Genomic DNA, 21,346 nt, shown 5'->3' on the forward strand with positions numbered 1-21,346 from the left:
GCAGCCTGTAACAACGCCAATGAGTCATCTATGTGGCCACATGAGTCATGTTTGCGTAGTGGATCGCACTCGCATTCGCCGCCGCGACCGGTCTCTGGTTAATAGGTCACTCGGCGCGCGCTGCGCCGGGACAGTGCGCCGGTACGTTAGAGACGCCGGCCATCTAACCTAACAAACGCCGTGAGCTCCGCCGTGCTCGACAGTTCCCCGTCGCTACGTTGTCAAGTTTGGACACAAATCAATGAGCGCGATTGTTGAAACGAGGAGAACTTCGTGAGGCCGCCGTACCGTCGCTATTCACTCGCCGGCAACAGAGGACACGTTGTCGTGCTTGAGGTGTCGCTTTCGAACATTGTAACTCACAATCCAGATCACGCCGACCGCAATTGGCACGGAGATTGCGGTTAGAAAAGAGGGATCCACACGCAGTCCGACGTCTTGCGCCCCCTTGGCGAGGTAACCGAACAGGCTGACTACATAGTATCCTATCGCCGCGACCGATAATCCCTCGACCGTGCACTGTAGCCGCAGTTGCTGTCTCGTACGCTCGCTAATTGCGTGCAGAAGGTCACGATTCTGCTGCTCGATCTCGACATCGACGCGGGTTCGCAACAGATCGGCGGCCCGTGCCAGCTTGACCGACAGGCTCGCCTGACGGTCCTCCACAGTCGCGCAGGTCCGCATCGCTGGCGCCATGCGGCGCGCCAAAAAGGATGACCAGGTCGGATACCCCGCGACATCGCTGCCTTCAATGATGGACAGTCGCGATTGGACCAGCTCATTGTAAGCCCTACTGGCGCCAAAGCGAAACAGGCTGCCCGTCGCGCCTCTTTCGAATGAAGCGGCCAGCGCCGTCAGTTCGGCAAGCAGATGGTTGTTGAATTGCAGCCCCTCTGAGCCCTGCATTTCTTCCAGTGCCTCTACAAGACGGCGATCGATGCGATCGACGGACAGCGCAAGCTCAAGGGCAGCCGAAAGGCCAAGCAGCGCCAAGGGGCGGTAGGTCTCGATTTCGAGGACCCGCTGGACCAACGCGCCGAGATCATGCGGCGTCAACCCGAGGTCGCAGACAAGGATCCTGGAGAAGCCGTTTGCGTCCACGCGAAAGTCTGAGGCCACAACGCCCGTGGCCCCCTTTGTAGCGACCATGGCAAGGCTGCTCTTGTCAAAAAGCTGTTCAGCACGTTTGATCGGCGAGGTTCCCCGCTCCGCTTCCAACTTGTTTGCGACCAGCAGTGGTCCGGCCTGCCGCAAGGCCCGGATCAGCGATTGAACCGTATCATCGACATCATCAAATTGGCGAGCCTCGGGACCATTTGCTGCACTCCAGATCCAGGTGAATGTCGCAAATTCCGAATGCTGCTCCCATCGTAACATAGCGGGCCCGACCACGACCTGATGATGTTTCGCTGACGCTTCGGGCGGTGGGAGGTTGTGCTGCTGGCAGAAATCGACAAAGCGTTGGCGATCGCTGGCGGCCGCTTCGCCCTGCGCTAGAAAGGCGAAGTGAATCACGCTGAACGGCGAGACAAGACGCGTGAAGGGCCGCGCGTGGACTTCATTAAGCACAGCGTCGCGTTGCGGATGCAGCGCGAAGCTTCGCAAGTTCAATTCATTGAGCATGTACTGGCGCCCTCGCTTCAGGAATGACAAGCAACAGCGAGCTCAACACGAGCGGTGGGAAATGGGCGCGCGCGGGTCGCGGATCGAAATGACGCAAAGATCAATACAGAGGCGACTCAACCCATGACGAATTCTTGCGAGAGCACGTGCTGGAACATTGAGACCGCCCCGCATACTGCATTGCCAATTGGCGCGTCGAGGCTCATACGACCCCATCCTGTTACAGCGCCATCCTGGTGACGCGCGAACGCGCGTGCAGGATTTGGGCCAGTGCTGAAGCAGCGGACACGCTTTTTTTGCTATGTGGATTTCTTAGATGTCGGCGGCGTGATTTCCGGCATGACGTCGCGCTGCTTTTGACCGCGGCGCGCACGGCCGTGTACAGCATACGGAGCTGGCTGCTTGAGCAAGCTAACCGCGTCTAGCCCTTTGCCAAGGCCTCGGAAATTCCGACAAGGTCGAGGAGGCTTGCAACAGGATGCTGAAATATCTGACGAAAGAATAACTGACGTGAGGTTTGGAGCAACGCCGCGCGCTGCGATGTCCGCCGACTGTCCCTGGCGCCAGCCGGCAAAAGTCGCAGCGTCTGATGATTGCAAACCAATCGAGCAGACAGCTCGATGACTGGCGGGCTAGACGACGCCTCCTCAACGTTTGGGGACCTCGCGCGGGATGGGGCGCGAAACAGCGTACCGGCAGATAAGCACTTTTCAAGCAACGCCCCGCACGGCTGTTGAAGCCGGCTGCCTTGTACCGACCATGACCAGCTAAAGACCTCGATGTAAGGAACCCGACGTCCCGCTAAACCATCGCCGGCAAACATGGCTTTCCCATCTTAGGCGCTGCGTAGCAGTTCTCGCTGGTGGCATGCCGATTGCTCAGGATGGAAAACGTTCGAGCCGAGCGGCGGTATGCCGCTGTCTTTTAGCAATGATCGCCGGCATCGAGCAGATGTTCGTCCGGCTTGGTGGCTTCATCGTAGTGACCCCAGCCACGGCTCTCCCGACTAGCGCAGTGCAAGAAGGTGCATGGATGACACATTGGCGCGCTTCAAAACAAGCCATGTTCGAGAATGACAAAGCCCCTCGCACGCCAAGCCCTGGCGCTCCACAGCCGCAGAGAGCCTGGAACTTCTGGCCGCTTGCTGCGCTTCTCCTTAATGGGCTCCTTTGGGCCGGAATCTGCTGGCTCGTCGTGGTATTATCGTGATCGAATATGGCGCCATCGAAAAGACAGGCGGCGCACGGCAGGCGCCACAGAAGGTCCGGCAGCAAGGCGAATCCGAAACCGGTCACTTGGTAATGTGCAGCTGAATCGCTCCAGGGCAAGGCGACTTATGACGCCCTGTCGAGCTTGGCGACGTCCAAGGCGGAGCAGATCCGGGATCGTTACGCAATCAGGAGCAGTCAGCGCCCCGCCCCCCCTGATTTGGTAGCTGGCAGAGCACCGAGCATCAAGCTCAAGAGTTCAATCTGCGGAGCTCTTGCGCGAGTGCGCCACCAGGCTCCTGCATGGCAGTCGTCTACGTTCAACTGGTGCACCACGTTTGCCCTGATCACGGCGACGACAATCCGCGATTCACGTTCGATTCTCCTGGCGACCAGCTGTTGCGCGAGAACAGCCGTCATGCCGCGGCGGCATTATTAGGTCCTCTCGCTTGGCCAAGACCCGGCTCGATTTGATAACCGGAAGGCAGGCGTGATGTTTGTTCTATCCGGACGAAACGAAGCAGTATGATCCAACAGGCGGATTGAAGACGCGATATGTACGTTACGTACAAATCTTTTTCTGTCAGCGGACACTCTGCTCGAAATCTGGTCGTGCTTTGTTGGCCCCGTATGATACTGAAGCGACAACTTTAGAGGCTGATACGGTTCGTCTTCACGTCGCGCGAGATAATGCTCCGAGCACTAAACATTCCAATTGAGGCGATCCGCACTATTGTAGCCATCGCTGAGACGGGTAGCTTGTCGAAAGCCGCAACCAAGCTCGGACTTAGTCAGCCTGCCGTCAGCGCCCAAGTTAAGCGATTACAGGGCCTAATTGGCGGGCAAATGTTTGTCAAAACCGCGAACGGCACCACCTTCACCGACCTGGGCGAACTTGCCCTCCAGCAGGCACGGATAATACTCAACGCGAACGACCAGATGCTCAGGCTGGGAGGTAATGGGACTGCATCCGTTTATCGCATCGGCTTAAGCGGCCTTTTTGCTCAAAGGCTTTTCGAGCGCGCCGGGAGGAGCGCTTTTTCAGATCTGTCTATACATGTTGATCAATGTGCCGCCATCCGTAAGGGTTTGATCGAAGGCTACATAGATGTAGCCGTCATTTTCGCTCCTTATGCCGATGCTGAACTCGCAAAGACTGTGTGTGAGCAGCGAGTATTCCCTTCTACCTGGGTTCGCTCGCGCGACTTTGTTCTCAGTCCGGGCGCTCCCATCCCAATAATAACGCTTCCTGGCCAGGATTGGATGACTGGCCCGTTGGATAGGATGGGATCGGCTTACAAGGTTGTTCTTCACACCTCTGACTACTTGGTGAGGCTGACGGCCGTACGTCTTGGCATCGGTCTGACCGCACTGCCTTCCTTCTCCGTGCCGGACGACCTGATTGACGCGCCCGACTACTATTTGCCTCGATTACCCGATCTCCGAGCTGTCATATGTGCTAGGTCAGGACTGCGAGGGGACGTTGCGACGAGGCTTGTGAAACGGATCAAAGGAATATTTGACGACCACATTCCCGACCCACCGGACAAATGCGCACTGGGTAAGGGGCTCTAAGATTGTCGATGATCGGATGCATCATGGCAGCCAGCGGGCAACAACGAGCAGCGCGCAATGCACTTGGTGGAGGCGGCGGCGCCAAGACTGCCTGGGCTTCGTCGACATCCCTCAACATGCCGGTTTCCAAGCGACACTTCTCCACAGCTCGGAAGACCGAAACCCGACGCACCTTGCTGGGGGACAATGTGCGCCGGGTCAGTTGGAGCGTTGGTGCGACAACGGACTGTCTCGACACTCGCAGCAACGAATCGCCTCAACGCTCCTTAGTACTCAAGCAAGTGTCATGCCTGACTAAAGCTGCCGATCATTCTCATCTGACCGATGGGCGGCCCGATCGGACTCCAACGGCTGGCACGAGTTCGTTGCGCATCCCCGGAACTCCGATATCTGACCGAACCAGCAGGTCTTCGGTCTTCACCAAGGGACGTACATATCTCTTGCGGCGAGTTGCCTTCATAAGAAGCAAAGATCATTAGAAGTGTTGACTAGACTCTGGCTCGTCGTCGCTTCCGCTCGATTGCCACTCTTGGGCACGTCGAGCGAGCTTTTCGTATTCCACGGCAACCTTGAGAAGCCTATCTCTTGACTTGCCGAACGCGAGGGATTCCGCCTTGGATCGCGTTGCTTCCGCGCGACTCCGCCAATGGTTGGCATCGGAAAGTCTACTTTTCGAGTTCATGGCGCCAGCATGCAATCCATAGATCAAAGTAATGCGACACCGGCTCTCCGTATATGTACGTAACCCCGCTTCCGCAAATCGACCACACTGCCAATTGTTTCGCCAGGGTCCCAATATCGCTTTGCTTTCATCGGCGATCCAACACCCGACGCATATGCACAGACCAGGGGACGCCGCATGCAGGCCTCGCCAAGTTCAAGTCCACCTCGTTTGGCCAAACCGCTGATCAACTTGACAATTTCGAAGACGAAGGCTTGGCGGCAGGTCTCACTACGCGCAATCGATTGCGGGTCAAACAAGTATTCCGACCTGCCCGCACAAACGAGGCTGCCGCAGATCATGCGTACGTGCGGCTCAACGTGAACGGAGATCGTCAGTCGGCAAGATATGGGCTTGAATTCGCGCGCCTGCGCTCGGATCTGCAAGACTGATATATATTCACAGGCCCCTTCGACGAGGGACTTGAATCGTACGTAGCGTGAGATTGTACGATCCTCGACAAGTGAGAAGCACCTCGGACACACGAGACGCTTCCTGACAGGTAATGGAAATTGCAAATGTCTGACAGTTCCAAGATTGCGCCGCGACAATCAGTTTCGTTTCTCACACTTTCTATCGAACTCGGACTGCGCTGCGCACTGGATAACACGACCGGCAAGTCTCCACTGAACGACCACGAACGCGTCAAACTTGAGGTATGCCGTTCTCTCTTCAGCGCCTCCGAGGCTGTCATGACGGATGGAACACGTCGTATTGCAAACGGCCTCTGCGGTTCTTCGAACGAGCCGGATGATAAGCCAGAGTTCTTCACCGACCATCGTTCCGGCGCATCGCCCCTCGATGGCTTGCTATTCTCGGTCGGATACGATCTCGGCGACACACCTAACCTCGTCCGCTTTTGATCGTCTCACCGTTACTACGCCTCCAAGTATCATTTCGTATGGGCAACGACGGGCTCATCGACCGTCTTGCCGGACGACTGACTCCCGACCGGAGGCTGCGAGCATGTCACAAACCTAGGCCCAGACCTTGAGATTCCTAGCAATGAAAACGCCAACTGCACGGTCATTGGGAGCTAACGAATCAATTGCTCGGTCAGTCCAGCTGCAGTGCTGCGGGACGCTCGGTAGCGTGGTCCGACTTTAACAACGGCTCGTGCCGCCATTGTCGCACGGAGACGACTTACACAGCGCGTTGTTGAGTCAGCAGATACAAAAGGCAGTTCAAATTGCCACTGATCCTTCGGTTCCGACCTGTTTCCGGTGGGCGGATTATATCGCCCCCTTCGCAGGAATAACAACACCGCATAACAGAACGCACAGAGGACATTATGAATCAAACGCAACGAGCACTTTGGTCTTCTTCGCTGTTCAAGGTCCGCCAACTAGCAACTGTTTTCGTTGTTGCGACGATAGTTCTATGTCCCGAGTGGACGCTTGCGCGCGACCAAGCTCCTACAACCGAGGAAAAGGAGGCCTGCATAGACGACGTATTTCGCCTGTGTAGCGGCCACATACCCGACCGGGCCGCGATCACCGCCTGCCTCAGGGCCAAGCAGGCGAGCTTGAGTAAGCAATGTCGGTACGTAATATCAGTCCGAGATAGTGACAAAGGCAAAGCCGATTTGAAATAGGATAACCACCTGCTCCTTAAGCGGTAAGGGCTGGGCCTATTCCCCGGCCCGAACCGCAGAGCGGAGATGCCGGATCTCGAATACCAGCAGCTGAGCTAACGGAGGCAGTCGGCGTGCGAAACCGATAGCCACTTACGGAACGCCTTCTTCAGGTGTCGTTCGGACAGAAGCAGATGTACACACTACCCTTTGATACTGTTTTAGTCGCCAACAGGGGCGAGATTGCCGTACGAATCGTCAAGACACTGCGCAAGCTGGGGCTTCGTTCTGCAGTTATCTACCACGAGGTGGATGCACACACTCCTGCCATCTCCATGGCGGATACCGCAATTGAGATCGGCGGTCATTCACCCGTCGCGGCCTATCTGGACATCGCGCAAATGATAGCTGCCGCGCGGAAGGCTCGCGCTGGCGCGCTGCATCCGGGTTACGGATTTCTCTCCGAGAATGCGGAGTTTGCCAGGGCTGCAACGAAAGCCGGCATTACATTCATCGGGCCGGCACCCGAAACAATAGAACTGATGGGCGATAAGATCCGGGCCCGAAAGTTCGTTCAGTCCAACGGCTTTCCGGTCGCTCCATCGGCGGTCGACGAAGATGACCCTGAGGAGTTTGTTGTTAGGGCGCGGGCTATTGGTACCCCCCTGCTTGTGAAACCATCAGGGGGCGGTGGGGGCAAGGGCATGCGGATTGTGCGCGACCTTGATTATCTGGAAGACGCGATTGAGCAAGCACGCCGTGAAGGCCAGCGGCATTTTGGGGATAGCCGCGTTTACGTCGAACGTTATATTGAAAAGCCACGCCATATCGAGGTGCAGGTGCTCGGCGACTCCTTTGGAAACGTCGTCCACCTCTTTGAGCGGGAGTGCTCAGTGCAACGCCGCTTCCAGAAGATCATTGAGGAGACGCCCTCGCCAGCACTGTCACCCCAATTGCGTAAACGGATCTGCGAGACTGCCGTTGGCATCGCCCGTGCCGCCAATTATCAGAATGCCGGTACTGTTGAATTCATCTTCAGCGCCGGAGAGTTCTATTTTCTTGAGATGAATGCTCGCTTACAGGTCGAGCATCCCGTGACCGAGATGATTACTGGTATCGATCTTGTTGCCGAACAGGTCTATGCCGCCGCCGGCCGAGCGCTCGGATATACGCAGTCAGATATCGTGTCGAATGGGCATGCAATCGAGATCAGACTGTACGCGGAAGCTCCCGAACGTGGATACGCTCCGACCACGGGCAAAGTCCTACTTCTCGAGTACCCCGATGGAGTACGGATCGACGGCGGCATCTTGCAAGGCCAGAGAATTACGACAGCGTTCGATCCCATGCTCGCCAAGATCATCGCGCACGCGCCGACACGGATAGAGGCGGCGCAGAAGGCGCATCGCGCAATCCGGGAGACGATTCTCCTCGGCTGCCAGACAAATGCAAACCTTCTCGCACGTATACTTGCCGACGAGGCATTCCTCAGAGGAGAGATCCATAGCGGATATCTTGAGGACAATCCGCACATCGCAACGGACAATTTTTCTTTTGGCTTATCCGCGTTTCTCGCTTCAGCCGCTCTACTGACGAGGCCAGTTCGCGAATCGGCCGACGCCGTGCCCCCGCTTCACGCGGTGCTGGGTAACTGGAGGAATTGACGTGTATCATTCCTTCGAGCTTGATGGTGTAGATCATCAGGTATGGCTTTCAGCGTCCCAGCAGGGCTACCGTCTTCACTTGCGCGATCAAGTGATTGCTCCGGTCGCGTTCGCCCATCACAGCAATAGTAGCGGCATCTTGACTATTGCCGGCGAGAGCGAGCCGGTCAGGTTCGTCATCGACGGCGACATGATTCACGTGCATATCCGTGGCAGGACACGCACGTTGCGCTACCGCGATCCGTTGCAAACGTTGGCTTCCGCAAGTCAAGAAGCAAGCTCCCTCGTGGCCCGCGCACCCATGCCGGGTGTGGTCGTCACGACCAGGGTCTCACCCGGCCAACCAGTCACCGCCGGCATGGCGCTTATGATGATCGAGAGCATGAAGCTGGAGACCATTATACGCTCTCCGCAGGACGGCGTGGTCGACCGAATTCACTTCAATGAAGGCGAGAGCTTCGAGCGAGACGTCGCGCTGGTCACGCTTTCGAAGGAAGGATGATGACATGCTGCGAATCGCTTCAGTGGTCGACGTCAACTCGCAGGATTTCCGTCACAACGAGCTGCACAACAAGCGGCTTGCGGCCGATTTGAAGAATCGACAGCGTGCTGTTCGATTCCACCGAGCCGAGCGAGAGCTGGAGCGATTGCGGCGTCAAAACAAGCTATTTGTCCGGGACCGGATTGAGGCCTTGCTCGACCCACAGACCCCGTTCCTCGAGCTTTCGACCTTGGCCGCTAACAAGGCCTACGACGGCGAGGTGCCTGGCGCAGCGCAGGTCGTCGGCATCGGCATCGTCGCGGGGCGCGAGGTGATTGTTCACGCAGATGACGCTAGTGTAAAAAGCGGCGCATGGTATCCGCTCTCTGTCAAGAAGATCGTGCGAGCGCTGGACATAGCGATCGAGAACCGTCTGCCGGTCGTTCATCTGTGTGATTGTGCGGGTGGCTTCCTCCCTTTGCAAGCGGAGTTCTTCGCGGATCGTTACTACGCGGGTCGAATTCTCCGCAATCAATCCGTTCTTTCCAAGATGGGAGTTCCGCAAGTCGCAATTGCCATGGGCCATTGCACGGCTGGCGGCGCCTACGTGCCTGCACTTAGCGAGTACAACATAGTTGTCGAAGGCACAGGAGCGATTTTTCTTGGCGGTCCACCGGTCGTAAAGGCCGCCACCGGCGAGAATGTGTCGGTCGAGGAGCTTGGCGGCGCCAATATGCATACCGCCGTATCAGGCACGAGCGATTATTTCGCAAGCTCCGAGATGCATGCGATTGCAATCGCCCGAGATATCGTCGCGCGTTTCCATCGTCCTGAGAAGACCTGGATCGACCAAGCCGCTCCGGAGCCGCCAGCCTACGATGAATCTCAGCTGTACGGTATCATTCCCAAAGACACCCGAGTGCAGTTTGATATGCGAGAGATCATCGCCCGCCTTGTCGATGGCAGTCGCTTCCACGAATACCAACATCGCTATGGCACCTCTCTGGTGTGCGGCTTTGCGCGGCTTTATGGATACCAAGTCGGGATTCTTGCGAACAATGGTGTGCTGTTCGGCGATAGTGCCCTTAAAGGCGCTCATTTTATCCAATTGTGCGACAAGAACCGGACGCCCCTTCTCTTCCTGCAGAACGTCACAGGATTCATGGTGGGTCGCGAATACGAGCGGCAAGGCATCACCAAGCATGGCGCCAAGTTGATCATGGCCGTATCCAGTGCATCGGTGCCCAAGTTCACCGTCGTTTGCAACGGCTCTCATGGCGCAGGAACTTACGCTATGGCGGGACGCGCTTTTGATCCTCGCTTTGTCTTCAGCTGGCCGCAGTCTACGATTTCAGCGATGGGCGCCGAGCAAGCTGCCGGCGTGCTCACTCACGTCAAGGCAAGACAATTGGCCCGCGAAGGCGGCCGCTTGTCCGACATGGAATTGGCAACCATACGCGAGCCGATTCTCGAGGAGTATCGGGAGCGATCCAGCGCTTACTATGCTACTTCCGAAATCTGGGACGACGGCATTCTTGATCCGGTCGACACCAGAAGCGCCCTCGCAATCGCGCTGAGTGTATCACTAAACGCTCCGATCGCAGCCCCGCATTACGGCGTATTCCGAATGTAGGAGCAGACGTCACATGGATCCGTCCTCCGCTCCCTTGGAACCAGAGATAACTGATGACAAGTTCTGCCATGCACTTGGACGATGCTGCTCGAAACCTCAGCACCGAATCTGACGCAACGTGCCGCCAACTTTGTAGACGCGGCTTATGCCATTTGGGCCGGCGTTCTCCTCATGTTGAATTGTTTTCAACTTCTCTTAGCCGGATCAGATTTCACAGTTGGTCCAGCATCGGTTTCTCGCAACGCGATGAGTTGGTATTGCATCGCCCCGCCTGAATTGGATTGGAGCGAATGGATCACGCTTGTCGGACCCGAGTGGAATGGGGGCTTGAATCTTACGTAACGTCAAGTTGTAGGCTTGCAAAGCAAACCTAGGATCAAGCCAAGAGCTCACAGCGGGGGCTGCTACGCCAGGGGACGGTGGCTCCGTTGGCAATGCCGATATGGATGACGCCCGTTCGGCTCGATGGCCGAGCCGAGGATCTTGGCATTTCATGGCGAGCCTGCGGTCCGGCAAGGCGATCCGCTGAGGATCAGAACAAGGCGGAGGCGAGTCCACGAAGTCCCGCTGAGGTTGAGAAGAATATGGCTGAAGACGTGATCAAGTTACCGCATGTATTCGAACCCGGGACGAGAAGGAGATTTTGACACTGGTCGGAGCGACTCATGATGCAAGGTCATCGGCAGTCGTAGAGCTGAATGTATGGGATATCGGCCGTCGATCTCTCCTATCCGCACCACCTCGGCTGAGATTGTCAACGAAAAGGAGCACTATAGCGCGCGATGGACGTCCTTAGATCGATCATTAGCAAAGTTGCTACCGGCGCCACGTTGACCCGTGAGGAAACCGCTATTGCCTTCGACAGCATGATGTCGGGTCAGGCGACGCCCTCGCAGATCGGCGGGCTGTTGATGGCGATGCGGGTGCGTGGCGAAACGGTAGAAGAAGTCACCGGCGCAGCTTCCGCGATGCGGAGCAAAATGCTGCGAGTGAGTGCGCCATCCGACCCTGTAGACATTGTCGGCACGGGCGGCGACGCCTCATGCTCGGTCAACGTATCGACGTGCGCATCCTTCATTGTTGCCGGCGCAGGCGTCCCCGTCGCCAAGCACGGCAACCGCGCGGTATCCTCACGATCAGGCGCCGCGGACGTCTTGGCCTGCCTCGGCGTGAATATTGACCTCGCCCCTGAAGACGTTGGTCGCTGTGTGCACGAAGCCGGCATCGGTTTCATGTTTGCGCCAACTCATCATCCGGCGATGCAGCGCGTCGGCCGGATCCGAACCGCACTTGGCGCTCGCACCATCTTCAATCTAATCGGACCGCTCTCCAATCCCGCCGGAGTCAAGCGGCAGATCGTCGGAGTGTTTTCACCCCAATGGGTGCAGCCCTTGGCGCAGGTGTTGAAGAACCTTGATGCCGAATCGGCGTGGGTCGTGCATGGCTCGGACGGCCTCGACGAGATCACCCTCACGGGGAATACCTTCGTTGCCGCACTTGAGGCGGGTACGATCCGTACGTTCGAAGTGACCCCGGAAGAAGCTGGACTGGCTCGTTGCGACCCCGGGGCGCTGAAGGGCGGCAATGCCGACGCCAATGCAGTGGCACTGCGAAGCGTGCTTGACGGCGCGCCAGGCCCCTACCGCGATGTCGCGCTTGTGAATGCGGCCGCGGCATTAATTGTGGCTGGCCGAGCCTCGACATTGAAAGATGGCGTCATGCTTGGGCAGAAATCGCTCGATAGCGGTGCCGCGGCGGCGCGATTGGCGCACCTAATCGCAGTCTCCAACGCTCGACTGCCGAGCTGACCTATGTCTGACACTCTGACCAAGATCGAAGCCTACAAGCGCGAGGAAATTGCGGCTGCTAAGCGTGCGTTGCCGCTGCCGGACGTCGAGGCACTCGCGTGTCTTGCGCCGCCTCCGCGCGGCTTCGTCAGCGCGATTCGTGCTAAACACGCCGCGCGTGAGTACGCTCTGATTGCTGAGATTAAGAGAGCCTCCCCGTCCAAGGGCTGCATTCGCGCCGACTTCGATGTGCCCTCGCTTGCGAGCGCCTATGAGGCGGGAGGCGCGGCCTGCCTCTCGGTTTTGACGGACACACCGTCCTTCCAGGGACATCTCGACTTCATGGTGGCGGCGCGCGCGCAGACCAGCCTTCCGGTGCTGCGGAAGGATTTTATGTTCGATACCTACCAGGTTGTCGAGGCGCGCGCCCATGGCGCTGACTGCATCCTGATCATCATGGCCGCGCTAGATGACGGGGCTGCCCGCGAGATCGAGGCTGCCGCCCTGGCCCATGGCATGGACGTGCTGGTCGAAGTCCATGACGGTGCGGAACTCCAGCGTGCCCTCACCCTCCGCTCACCGATGATCGGCATCAACAACCGCAATTTGCGCACATTCGAGACCACGCTCGCAACCAGCGAGGCACTAGCTCCCCTGATTCCGAAGGATCGTCTGATTGTCGGCGAAAGCGGCATTCTCGGGCCAAACGATCTCGTCAGGCTTTCGCGCGTTGGCATATCGACCTTCCTCATCGGCGAGAGCCTAATGAGACAAGCCGATGTGACCGCGGCGAGCCAGCGGCTGCTGCGCGGAACGGCGATGGGGACCGGATTGCACTAATGACCGGAAAAGCCACTCAAGGAGGCCGAATTCGCTTCGAATTCTCATCGCAAACGGCATCAAGGCGTCGCGGTAGTTCGATAAGCAACTCAGAACTTGTCAGTTCATGGCACCGAGTTAAGCCAGCTCTGAAACGCCACGGGCTGTCATTCCAGCTGCGCGCTCCAGTAGACGGGCGCGGAAGATGGAATTGCTACATGCGTCATCGCACCGCCGAAGGCGGGATGCAGCGACGAGCTTGGCGCATTGGGCGAGGCTCTACTGACGACGGACCACTACCAGCTCGCAATATCAGGTGCGACGCTCTCACCGAACAACCAACACGCTGTTGGCGAGATCAAGATTCTCAGCATCGTGCGCGCCGCGCGGCCAAGGAGACAATCAATGACGCCCCCGCCAATGACGGCCGCCTTCGATTTAATCGCACAGATCGAATACATTGTGCGGAAGTTTCGAGAACTGATCGACACAGACGCATCGATCCCGGCAGAGCTGCGCGGTGTGCTGCACGCAACGCTCGATCACCATCTTATCGCTGCTAAAAAGCGCGTTCTCAACGTTGTCAGAACTCAATAGAGGTGCTGATGCTTCACAACAGTGAGAATGCGGAATCCCACTGCTACGGGACTCGACGTCAGTCGGCATCCCAGCGCCTACCGACGTCGTTCAGAGCAACCAGGCACCGATCGCGACCTCGGCTTCTCAAAGCATCTTACCACTAGAGTTTCGCTGCAATCAGCCGAACTGGTCTGGTCCTTGAGACTGCGGTTGTCGAGTGCAGTTCGGCGCCATGCGACGAGCCGTTCCCGGCCTTCTAGGTTCATCTTCGCTACCGACACACGGGATAGTCGTGCCCAGCTGCACTCTGGCCATGGTCACCTCGAACAACAAGCACGAGACGCCAGATTAAAGCAACCAAGGGTGCGCATAGCGATGCACTGGAAACCGCGTACTCAACTCTATAGGCAGGTTATGAGCTCTCAGTTTCCGTTCCCCATGTGGGACATTCCATCCATCCAAGCGAGCGAGTTCCGTCAGGCCATGCGAAACCTGGCGAGTGGCGTCGCCATTGTGACGACCGGAAAAACCGTCTGCCGACGAGGGCTAACGGTAAGTTCTGTGACCTCAATGTGCATTGACCCGCCCTGCTTGCTGGCCGCCATCAATTCCAGATCCGAGACTCATGACGCGATACTCGCCAACAGACGTTTTGGAGTGAGCCTTCTCCGGGGCGATCAGGAGGACCTGGCGCTACGATTTGGCGGCCTTGATGCTGCTAAAGGTGCCCATCGCTTCGATACGGCGCAGTGGAATCAGGGCGTTATCGATGTGCCACTTTTGCAGGGCGCAATGTGCACGCTCGAGTGCATTTTGTACGATCACAAGACAATTAGCACGCATAGCATCTTTATTGGCCGGGTTGTCGCGACCCTTCCCGGTCATGGCGAACCATTGATCAACTTGCAAGGTGCGCTTCGAACCCTATCGCATGATTGAACGCAGCCTCTGTGTACTTTCTATCGGGACCAAACATCGGCCGAGCTAATTCGAAGGCCCAACGAGGAGCCGCGCAAAGGGGATAGAAGTATTCGCTACAAGCGGGGCTCAAGTTGACGATTCGTCTGTATTCTTGCAACTTCGAGGTTGTATTGAAAGATCCGGTTTGCCGTGACATTCTAGCTCTGAGAGAGATCACGCTCGTTGACTAAGACAATGCATTGGTCGGCTGTTTGATCTAGTGGCCATGTTGCCCGGTGGCCCCAAGAACTATGAGACCTGAGATCGGCGTACGCCCAGATGGTTGCAAGCGCCTGGGAACACGGCTGGATTGACCCCGACGCCCAATCCCATTCGCGCTTACTGCAAGCGGCCCCTGATCGGGGTCGTTCCAGCCGACCGATTGTCCACGTTGTGGACTCAGCATTAGCCTCGATACCCCTTAGCTCGGCAGCGCCGAATAATGTCGATAGCCAGCGACAGTTTTTTGCGAGAAGACCAAACTCAGCGCTCACAGCCAACCCACCACAATTGGTAGGTTGGTGGATCTTTCCACTTTCGTGCGGCGAACGTAATCTTCTAAGGTCGCAAGTTCGTGAAAAGAAGCCTTGCTCGTTGCCGCCTTGGCCTAGTCGCCTTGCTCATCAGCGCCCACGCAAATGCCGGGCTTCCAATTCGTGCCAGACGCCGGGGCTGCGTTCAGTCAATAAGCCGGAGCTTCGGACATATTCACAATGCGGAGCCAAAGGGCTTGAATCGGACGTAACGTTAAGTTGTACGGTTTCAGGGAGGTGTCATCAGTCTCGGGACAGGCCGAGGTAAGGATTGCGAATGTCTCAACGTCTCAGAATCACGCAAGAGTTCACTTCAATCCTGCCTACTGATGACGGGCGTCGTCAAAATCCATCTTACTCTCCCGCGCGCTTCCAGAGCTTTGCGCGCTCGAAGCCGAGCTTTTTGGCTGGCTGGAACACGTCCCCAAGTCGGTTCGGCGAACGAGCCTTTTCGTTCTGTTCGTCACAGCTGGCGGGCGGTGCTGATATAGCGCCAGTATCTCTCAAATGCACGAGGATCAATTCAATCGCCGGCCTTCTCAACGGGCTTGGGTTGTAAGTGTCGCCCGAAATGACTGGTGTGACATTGGAAGAGATTGCCGGGCATCTCGGAGCGGCACGGTGAAAAAACCCGATGGCACCAAGAAGGTTCTATTGACCGACCACACCGAGGGACAATGCCGAGCCGTTGTCGGATTCAAAGATGGAGATCTCCGAGCCGCCTATATGTGCGGCGAACCGGTCATTCGACGACCGGGCAAGAAACAATCGTCGTGGTGCGAGTATCACCACTGGCAGATGCATGCAAACAATGCCGAGCAAAACTCGGCCGTGAACCAGGTGCCGAGACTTTCAATTCTCAAGAGAGATCCATCGAGGCAAGGTCCATGACAAGCAACATCGTCAAAAGCTCCACCTTTCCACTGAGACCGCCTGACGATCGTGCGCGCCTGAGAGACTCTCGACGCAAGCGCTCGCGATTGGGATCTCGCGATGAAATTCATGGGCGCAGCGAGCTGACGCCTCGAGGCAGACTTATTGCGGAGATCTCAACGACGGAGAAGAACTGAGGTGAATCTCTGCACACTGATTGAGCGTAACGCAGCGTTCGCTCCCGACAAACCTGCGATCCGTTTCGATGGCCAGACTTTAAGCTATGCCGCCTTCAATCAAAGGATTGAATATATCGCCCGCGCCCTGCAAAGCGAACTCGGCATCGACAAAGGTGACCGCGTCGCGATCCTAAGCCAGAACTGCCCTGACTATCTGGCCCTGCTTTATGCTTGCGCACGGCTGGGCGCAATCCTCGTGCCGCTGAACTGGCGACTTGCGGTCGGCGAGCAGCTCTTCATCCTGTCCGACGCCGGCGCCAAGGTGCTCGTGCTTGAACACGTCTTCGCGGCACTCCTGCCAGCTTTGAAGGAGCAACTGCCCGACACGCTCGTTGTCGGCCTGGATTTTGCGCCTTCCAGCGGGAGCAAGTGGGACAGGCTGCTGGAGCGAGGCTGCGGCGACGGCCGCAATCCCGGGGCAGACCTGCCCTGCCCTTTGCTGCTTGTCTATACGTCTGGGACTACAGGGCGACCGAAAGGGGCCGTGCTGCGTCAGGAAGCGTTGCTCTGGAATGGAGTGATGAGTCAGCACATGCATGACCTCAGCTCGGCCGATCATGTCTTGACAGTTTTGCCTTTGTTTCACGTTGGCGGGCTGAATATTCAGACCACGCCTGCGTTGCATCACGGCGCGACGGTAACCATTCACTCACGCTTTACGCCAGAGGCGACGCTTGCCGCGGTTGAGCGCGACCGGCCTACGCTGGTCGTTTTGGTACCCGCCACGATGCAAGCACTAACCAACCATCCTCGCTGGCCGATGACGGATTTATCCTCTGTGAAGGCCATTTGCACTGGTTCAGCAATGGTGCCGCAACACCTTATCGAACGCTTTGTCGTACGCGGGGTGCCAGTTCTGCAGGTTTACGGCTCGACAGAGACTTGCCCCATTGCAGTGTATACGAAACTCGGCGGCGACCTTGCGCGTAGCGGGTCGACCGGCTTACAGGGTCTATGCTGTGAGGCGACGATCATTGACGAAGCAGGCAATGCCTTGCAGCCAGGCACCCCAGGCGAGATCGCAGTGCGCGGCCCTAGCGTCTTCTGCGGATATTGGGGCAATGAACAGGCAACGCGCGAGGCGTTTCACAACGACTGGTATCGTACCGGTGATATCGGCCACCGCGATGCCGATGGGTATTTCTCAGTCCTTGATCGGAAGAAGAATCTGATCATTTCTGGCGGAGAAAATATCTACGTGGCGGAAATCGAGCGTGTGCTGATCGAACATCCCGATGTCTTCGAATGTGCCGTCATTGGTCGGCCCGATCAGCGCTGGGGTGAAGTGCCTATCGCTTTTGTGGTCAGGCGGCCGGGAGCTCGTATCGAAGCGGACGCACTGACAGCGCATGTCCAATCGCAGCTCGCCCGCTTTAAGACGCCGCGCGAAATTATCTTCACGGAAAAGCTCCCGCGAACGGCGTTAGGTAAGGTCCAGCATTTCATGCTGAAGGAGCTCGATACTCGATCGAGTCGGCAGGAACACCGCACTTAAATACCGCGGAACGTCGCCTGGCAAGACTTCAATTGCCAACCGCAAGGTGACCTTACGTCTCAAGAGTTCAAACACTTGCCAGCTCCTTTACGCGAGGGCGCTGCTGCGAGCTTCTCGTGACGGAGCATTGGGCTGTGTCCATTAGCGCCAAACGCTCCGGAGATTGTTGATGCCACGGATCCTGATTATGAATGCCGGTACCGCGCAAATGTCGGGCGCGGACCTGACAAAAACTCAGCTTTCGCTTGCCGCCAAGTCGGCTTTGCGTTCCGTTTGGTTTGCACAAGAGGACGACCTAATAGTCTCCCCCATAGCTATCCCAACGGAACTGCTATCCTTGGTTGGCGCGACGCTCAACTTCGATGTTTCGACCCTGTCGGTGCTTGTGCCCGAAAGCGCGGGCGAAGCGTCGATCCTTAGCGATTCCACCCTGCAGTCCGATCCCATCGTCGAACGAATCAACCGCCACATTCGTCGGACCACACCTTGGAGAATATCTGCTTGCTACCCTTCCGAAGGTGTTGCGCGCTTGGCCGCAGCGCTCGGCATACTTCAAAACGGGGACGACTTCACTCTGCAGCGGGGGCCTGATCTATTGAATCGCAAGAGCCACTTCCGTCAATTGGCAGCAAGCGCCTCACTTCCGGTACCCAGTGGTTGCGCAATAACAAGCCCAGACGAGCTTTTCAGAGCGGTCACCTCCCTGAGGTGTGAGACCGGAAGCGTGATTGTAAAGCTAGATAATGGGGCCGGCGGGCTTGGAAATGTCATACTAACCGGCACCGAAAGCGATCCATTACCGGGGGCAAGAGAAACCCGGCAAGTCCTTTGGCCGTCGTTTGATCCGAACACAATTTGGACAGAGATGACAACTCCGTCCTGCAGGACAGCGGTCGTCGAATCGTATCACTTGGCTCGCTCTATATTTTACCTTGAGTTCGAAATCGAGGCAAGCGGCTCAATTGCGTACGTCAATACTGGGAGCATACGTCTGCGTCAAAGCAAAGATAGATCCGAAAGGGCTCTTGTGTGGACTGGACTCGAGCTTCCAAGCGATCTGAGCAATGAGCAATGCTCGACCGCTCGGGCGCATGCCAATCGATTTGTAGAGCTTGCGCGAATCTTGGGATATCGCGGAATGATCAACATCGACGCCATCTTCACAACCGACGGGCGGTTGCTGTTTAATGAAGCAAACGGCCGATGGGGCGGAGGCTCGGTGTTACATAGCATTGCTGCCCGACTGCTTGGCCCCGATTATTCCGATTCTTACGTGATTTCGTCTGTGCGAAACGTTCGATCAAACTCCCTCCAAACAGCCGTTGATCATTTCGCCAATGATGGATGTCTATTCGACAGCACACGGAAGGAAGGGGTGATTCCGCTTGCCGCGGACCAAGAGGCAGGCACGGTAGAGTGTATCGTGATAGCGCGAAGCAGGCTGGCGTGCCGCGATTTGGAACATCGGCTGCTGAGGATGACCTGATCGGAATCATTGCGCGCTGTTTTAAGTCCTTCAATTGTCTCGAGCGGTCCTCCCCCATGCCCAACCAGCGCGCTTGAAATCCGGTGCTTGCGACTGCTGGGTGAGCAGTGATGCGCAGAGGCCAGCCAAGCTTACGGATCTACGCCATCTATTTTAGACACGGTACGATCAAGCTATGCACAGCTGCGGCGCGCCGGCCGCCAAGCTCAACCGTCATGGGCGGAGTTCTTGATGATGCGGCGGTTCGCACCACCGCGCTTCGAACAAAAATAGACCAGTGACCGGCGCTCCCCGGCGTGCACCGGCTTTACTTCATGGCGGAACCTGCATGTAGTGATAACTACGGTCCCCAACAGGGGACGAAATACTTGGGCGTCGCGCTCTGTTGGATATACCACAAATTCACCGCCCTCGAAACCTTCGGCGAGCTGAACGATCACCGAATACTCGAAGTCAGGGTCGCTCTCAGCATCCAAATGGACGCCAACAAAAGACCCAGGCGGCATGCGATGCATTTGGCATCGGCGAATGATGTAGTCTGACGACGCTCCGAAGATGTTTCTAAGCGCGAAGGCCCGGTCATTCCTTTCGAGCAATTCGACGATCTGCGCTGAAGCTGTACCATTCACGTTGCTAGGACAACGGCCGGGGCGATCTTCGCGCAGTCGTTTTACAAAGACCCTGTGGGAATCGCCAGCATCTCCCTTCCGGACCTCCGCTTCCGGAATGTCTAACTGCAGCCGATCGATCTCCGCCAAGTCATTTTGGGTGAACAGCGTTCCTGGGGCAACCAGGACCGTACCTTTATCTCTCAGCTCTACGCGGTATTTGGCGAGGACCTCTTCTGAAAGCAGACCAGATTTATCACTCATTGTGGAGGCCTTTCAGGTTCATTCGAAACCTCATACTTCAGGGAGCTGCCTAATGCTCCTGGCATCCGGCAGATCGCCTGTTCCCACTCTTCGCCGTCGAAAACCTCTACGCTTACGCTTTCAATGGTCGTTCCATCTAGGCATTGAACATTTACGCTGAATCCTGAAGGATTTGATCGCGGCCGATAAAATGGCTTTACACCACAAACCCGACAAAATGTGTGCTGAGCGATATTCTTGTTGAACCGGTACGTAGTGAGGATTTCTTCACCGCACTCTATGCTCAGGTTGTCGCCAGGAACGAGCATGTGCAAGAATCCGGACATTCGGCAGATTGAACAATTGCACTTCACCGCGGAGATCTTTTCTGGCGCTCTGACGCTAAACTTGACAGATCCACAATGACAGCGGCCACGGTGCAGGATCTGCGGACGACTATCTCCGTCAAGTTGACGAATTCCGATCAGATCGCGGCACCACTCCAAGCTGACGCTATAAGCACGATCGAATACATCCAAGAAACGATCATTGTCGTCGGCCGGGACCAGTTCGCTAACGAGCCTGCTCGTCATCTCTGCATGATATTTCTCTGCGGGATCGTAGCCACCCACATGGATCCGGAAATAATCGAGATCCTCGGGCCGCACGTCAAAGGCATTGACTAAGGTCGTCCATAGCGACTGGATCATTTCTGCAGCATGTAGCTCGAACGCGACCATATGAGCGCAACGCGCTATGGGATCCCTCGACGCCAAACCATGATACAGCGTGCGCAGGTACCTTTTGGTTGTGGTGCTGTAGTTTGGCTGTATTGCTCGACCAAGTAGCCGCGACGCATCTCTTCTAAACAGCTTTGAGTGAACGTTTTCTGTGTCCAGAATATGCGGTAGCGCAGCGTTGCCGCCTTCAAGAATCCGACTATGGCCTCCCGTCTCATCCCAGCAGATGAAATTCGCGACCACACTGGTCATCTCGACGTCCCGCGGAAGGCCTCGATTCTGCTGAATTGCGTCAAATATGAACTCTTTTTGCGATCCCGCTAGCAAGTACGGGAATGCTTGTGACATCGCGAAATATTCAGGTAATAGCTTGACTAACTTATCTTTTGAGATCTCCGCAGCGAAGGGATGCGGGCCAAACGCAACCCGGACTCGGTCACCCAAGTACTGGTCGACCGGTCTCTCTGAACGCTTATGCAGTTTAAAACGAGAAACATGGGAGGAAG

15 protein-coding genes are annotated in these 21,346 nt (G+C 56.8%); 12 read left to right on the forward strand and 3 right to left on the reverse strand.

The window, feature by feature from the left end; translation table 11 throughout:
• Positions 1-297 precede the first annotated feature (297 nt).
• The gene (locus QA639_RS33920; RefSeq protein ID WP_283088217.1) at positions 298-1,623 is read right to left on the reverse strand and encodes a DUF3422 family protein; all 1,326 of its coding nucleotides are present in this window, start codon (positions 1,621-1,623) and stop codon (positions 298-300) included.
• A gap of 1,898 nt (positions 1,624-3,521) precedes the next feature.
• Between QA639_RS33920 and QA639_RS33925 the strand changes: the two genes are divergently transcribed.
• The 12 genes from QA639_RS33925 (at position 3,522) to QA639_RS33980 (ending at position 19,249) form a co-directional block, all read left to right on the forward strand.
• The gene (locus tag QA639_RS33925; RefSeq protein ID WP_283088218.1) at positions 3,522-4,406 is read left to right on the forward strand and encodes a LysR family transcriptional regulator; all 885 of its coding nucleotides are present in this window, start codon (positions 3,522-3,524) and stop codon (positions 4,404-4,406) included.
• A gap of 1,239 nt (positions 4,407-5,645) precedes the next feature.
• A complete protein-coding gene (locus QA639_RS33930) occupies positions 5,646-5,990 on the forward strand; it encodes a hypothetical protein (protein ID WP_283088219.1) in 345 nt (114 codons plus the stop codon).
• Positions 5,991-6,894: 904 nt separating this feature from the next.
• On the forward strand, positions 6,895-8,364 hold the full coding sequence (locus QA639_RS33935) for an acetyl-CoA carboxylase biotin carboxylase subunit (RefSeq protein ID WP_283088220.1): 1,470 nt from the start codon (positions 6,895-6,897) through the stop codon (positions 8,362-8,364).
• 1 nt (position 8,365) lies between these two features.
• Positions 8,366-8,866: an acyl-CoA carboxylase biotin carboxyl carrier protein subunit gene (locus tag QA639_RS33940; RefSeq protein WP_283088221.1), complete on the forward strand. Its 501-nt coding sequence runs from the start codon at positions 8,366-8,368 to the stop codon at positions 8,864-8,866.
• A 4-nt stretch (positions 8,867-8,870) separates the two neighbouring features.
• Positions 8,871-10,478, forward strand: coding sequence for an acyl-CoA carboxylase subunit beta (locus QA639_RS33945; protein WP_283088222.1), 1,608 nt, complete (start codon positions 8,871-8,873; stop codon positions 10,476-10,478).
• Between the two features lie 782 nt (positions 10,479-11,260).
• Positions 11,261-12,286 carry an anthranilate phosphoribosyltransferase gene (trpD, locus tag QA639_RS33950; protein WP_283088223.1) on the forward strand — a complete coding sequence of 342 codons (1,026 nt, stop codon included), beginning with the start codon at positions 11,261-11,263 and terminating at the stop codon, positions 12,284-12,286.
• Between the two features lie 3 nt (positions 12,287-12,289).
• Positions 12,290-13,105: an indole-3-glycerol phosphate synthase TrpC gene (gene trpC / locus QA639_RS33955; RefSeq protein WP_283088224.1), complete on the forward strand. Its 816-nt coding sequence runs from the start codon at positions 12,290-12,292 to the stop codon at positions 13,103-13,105.
• A gap of 246 nt (positions 13,106-13,351) precedes the next feature.
• A complete protein-coding gene (locus QA639_RS33960; RefSeq protein ID WP_283088225.1) occupies positions 13,352-13,681 on the forward strand; it encodes a hypothetical protein in 330 nt (109 codons plus the stop codon).
• 465 nt (positions 13,682-14,146) lie between these two features.
• Positions 14,147-14,602: a flavin reductase family protein gene (locus QA639_RS33965; protein ID WP_283090662.1), complete on the forward strand. Its 456-nt coding sequence runs from the start codon at positions 14,147-14,149 to the stop codon at positions 14,600-14,602.
• Positions 14,603-15,777: 1,175 nt separating this feature from the next.
• A complete protein-coding gene (locus tag QA639_RS33970; RefSeq protein ID WP_283088226.1) occupies positions 15,778-16,047 on the forward strand; it encodes a hypothetical protein in 270 nt (89 codons plus the stop codon).
• A gap of 180 nt (positions 16,048-16,227) precedes the next feature.
• Complete coding sequence (locus QA639_RS33975) at positions 16,228-17,763, forward strand: class I adenylate-forming enzyme family protein (RefSeq protein ID WP_283088227.1); 1,536 nt, start codon at positions 16,228-16,230, stop codon at positions 17,761-17,763.
• Positions 17,764-17,932: 169 nt separating this feature from the next.
• Entirely contained in the window at positions 17,933-19,249 is a 1,317-nt protein-coding gene (locus QA639_RS33980; protein ID WP_283088228.1) for a preATP grasp domain-containing protein, read from the forward strand.
• Positions 19,250-19,455: 206 nt separating this feature from the next.
• Here the strand turns inward: QA639_RS33980 and QA639_RS33985 are convergent, their stop codons facing one another.
• Both QA639_RS33985 and QA639_RS33990 read right to left on the reverse strand, forming a co-directional pair.
• Positions 19,456-20,121: a 2OG-Fe(II) oxygenase gene (locus tag QA639_RS33985; protein WP_283088229.1), complete on the reverse strand. Its 666-nt coding sequence runs from the start codon at positions 20,119-20,121 to the stop codon at positions 19,456-19,458.
• The gene (locus QA639_RS33990) at positions 20,118-21,092 is read right to left on the reverse strand and encodes a GFA family protein (protein ID WP_283088230.1); all 975 of its coding nucleotides are present in this window, start codon (positions 21,090-21,092) and stop codon (positions 20,118-20,120) included. The genes QA639_RS33985 and QA639_RS33990 overlap by 4 nt, the downstream gene beginning before the upstream one ends.
• Positions 21,093-21,346: the final 254 nt, after the last annotated feature.

The sequence above is a fragment of the Bradyrhizobium pachyrhizi genome (assembly GCF_029714545.1).
GTDB lineage: Bacteria > Pseudomonadota > Alphaproteobacteria > Rhizobiales > Xanthobacteraceae > Bradyrhizobium > Bradyrhizobium pachyrhizi.

Bases quoted from the DNA above. Each gene is read 5' to 3' on its own strand.
- trpC (WP_283088224.1), top strand. From the start codon at position 12,290: ATGTCTGACACTCTGACCAAGATCGAAGCCTACAAGCGCGAGGAAATT.
- QA639_RS33990 (WP_283088230.1), bottom strand. From the start codon at position 21,092: ATGACCAGTGTGGTCGCGAATTTCATCTGCTGGGATGAGACGGGAGGC.
- QA639_RS33920 (WP_283088217.1), bottom strand. From the start codon at position 1,623: ATGCTCAATGAATTGAACTTGCGAAGCTTCGCGCTGCATCCGCAACGC.
- QA639_RS33925 (WP_283088218.1), top strand. From the start codon at position 3,522: ATGCTCCGAGCACTAAACATTCCAATTGAGGCGATCCGCACTATTGTA.
- QA639_RS33980 (WP_283088228.1), top strand. From the start codon at position 17,933: ATGCCACGGATCCTGATTATGAATGCCGGTACCGCGCAAATGTCGGGC.
- QA639_RS33935 (WP_283088220.1), top strand. From the start codon at position 6,895: ATGTACACACTACCCTTTGATACTGTTTTAGTCGCCAACAGGGGCGAG.
- QA639_RS33985 (WP_283088229.1), bottom strand. From the start codon at position 20,121: ATGAGTGATAAATCTGGTCTGCTTTCAGAAGAGGTCCTCGCCAAATAC.
- QA639_RS33965 (WP_283090662.1), top strand. From the start codon at position 14,147: ATGCGAAACCTGGCGAGTGGCGTCGCCATTGTGACGACCGGAAAAACC.
- trpD (WP_283088223.1), top strand. From the start codon at position 11,261: ATGGACGTCCTTAGATCGATCATTAGCAAAGTTGCTACCGGCGCCACG.
- QA639_RS33930 (WP_283088219.1), top strand. From the start codon at position 5,646: ATGTCTGACAGTTCCAAGATTGCGCCGCGACAATCAGTTTCGTTTCTC.
- QA639_RS33945 (WP_283088222.1), top strand. From the start codon at position 8,871: ATGCTGCGAATCGCTTCAGTGGTCGACGTCAACTCGCAGGATTTCCGT.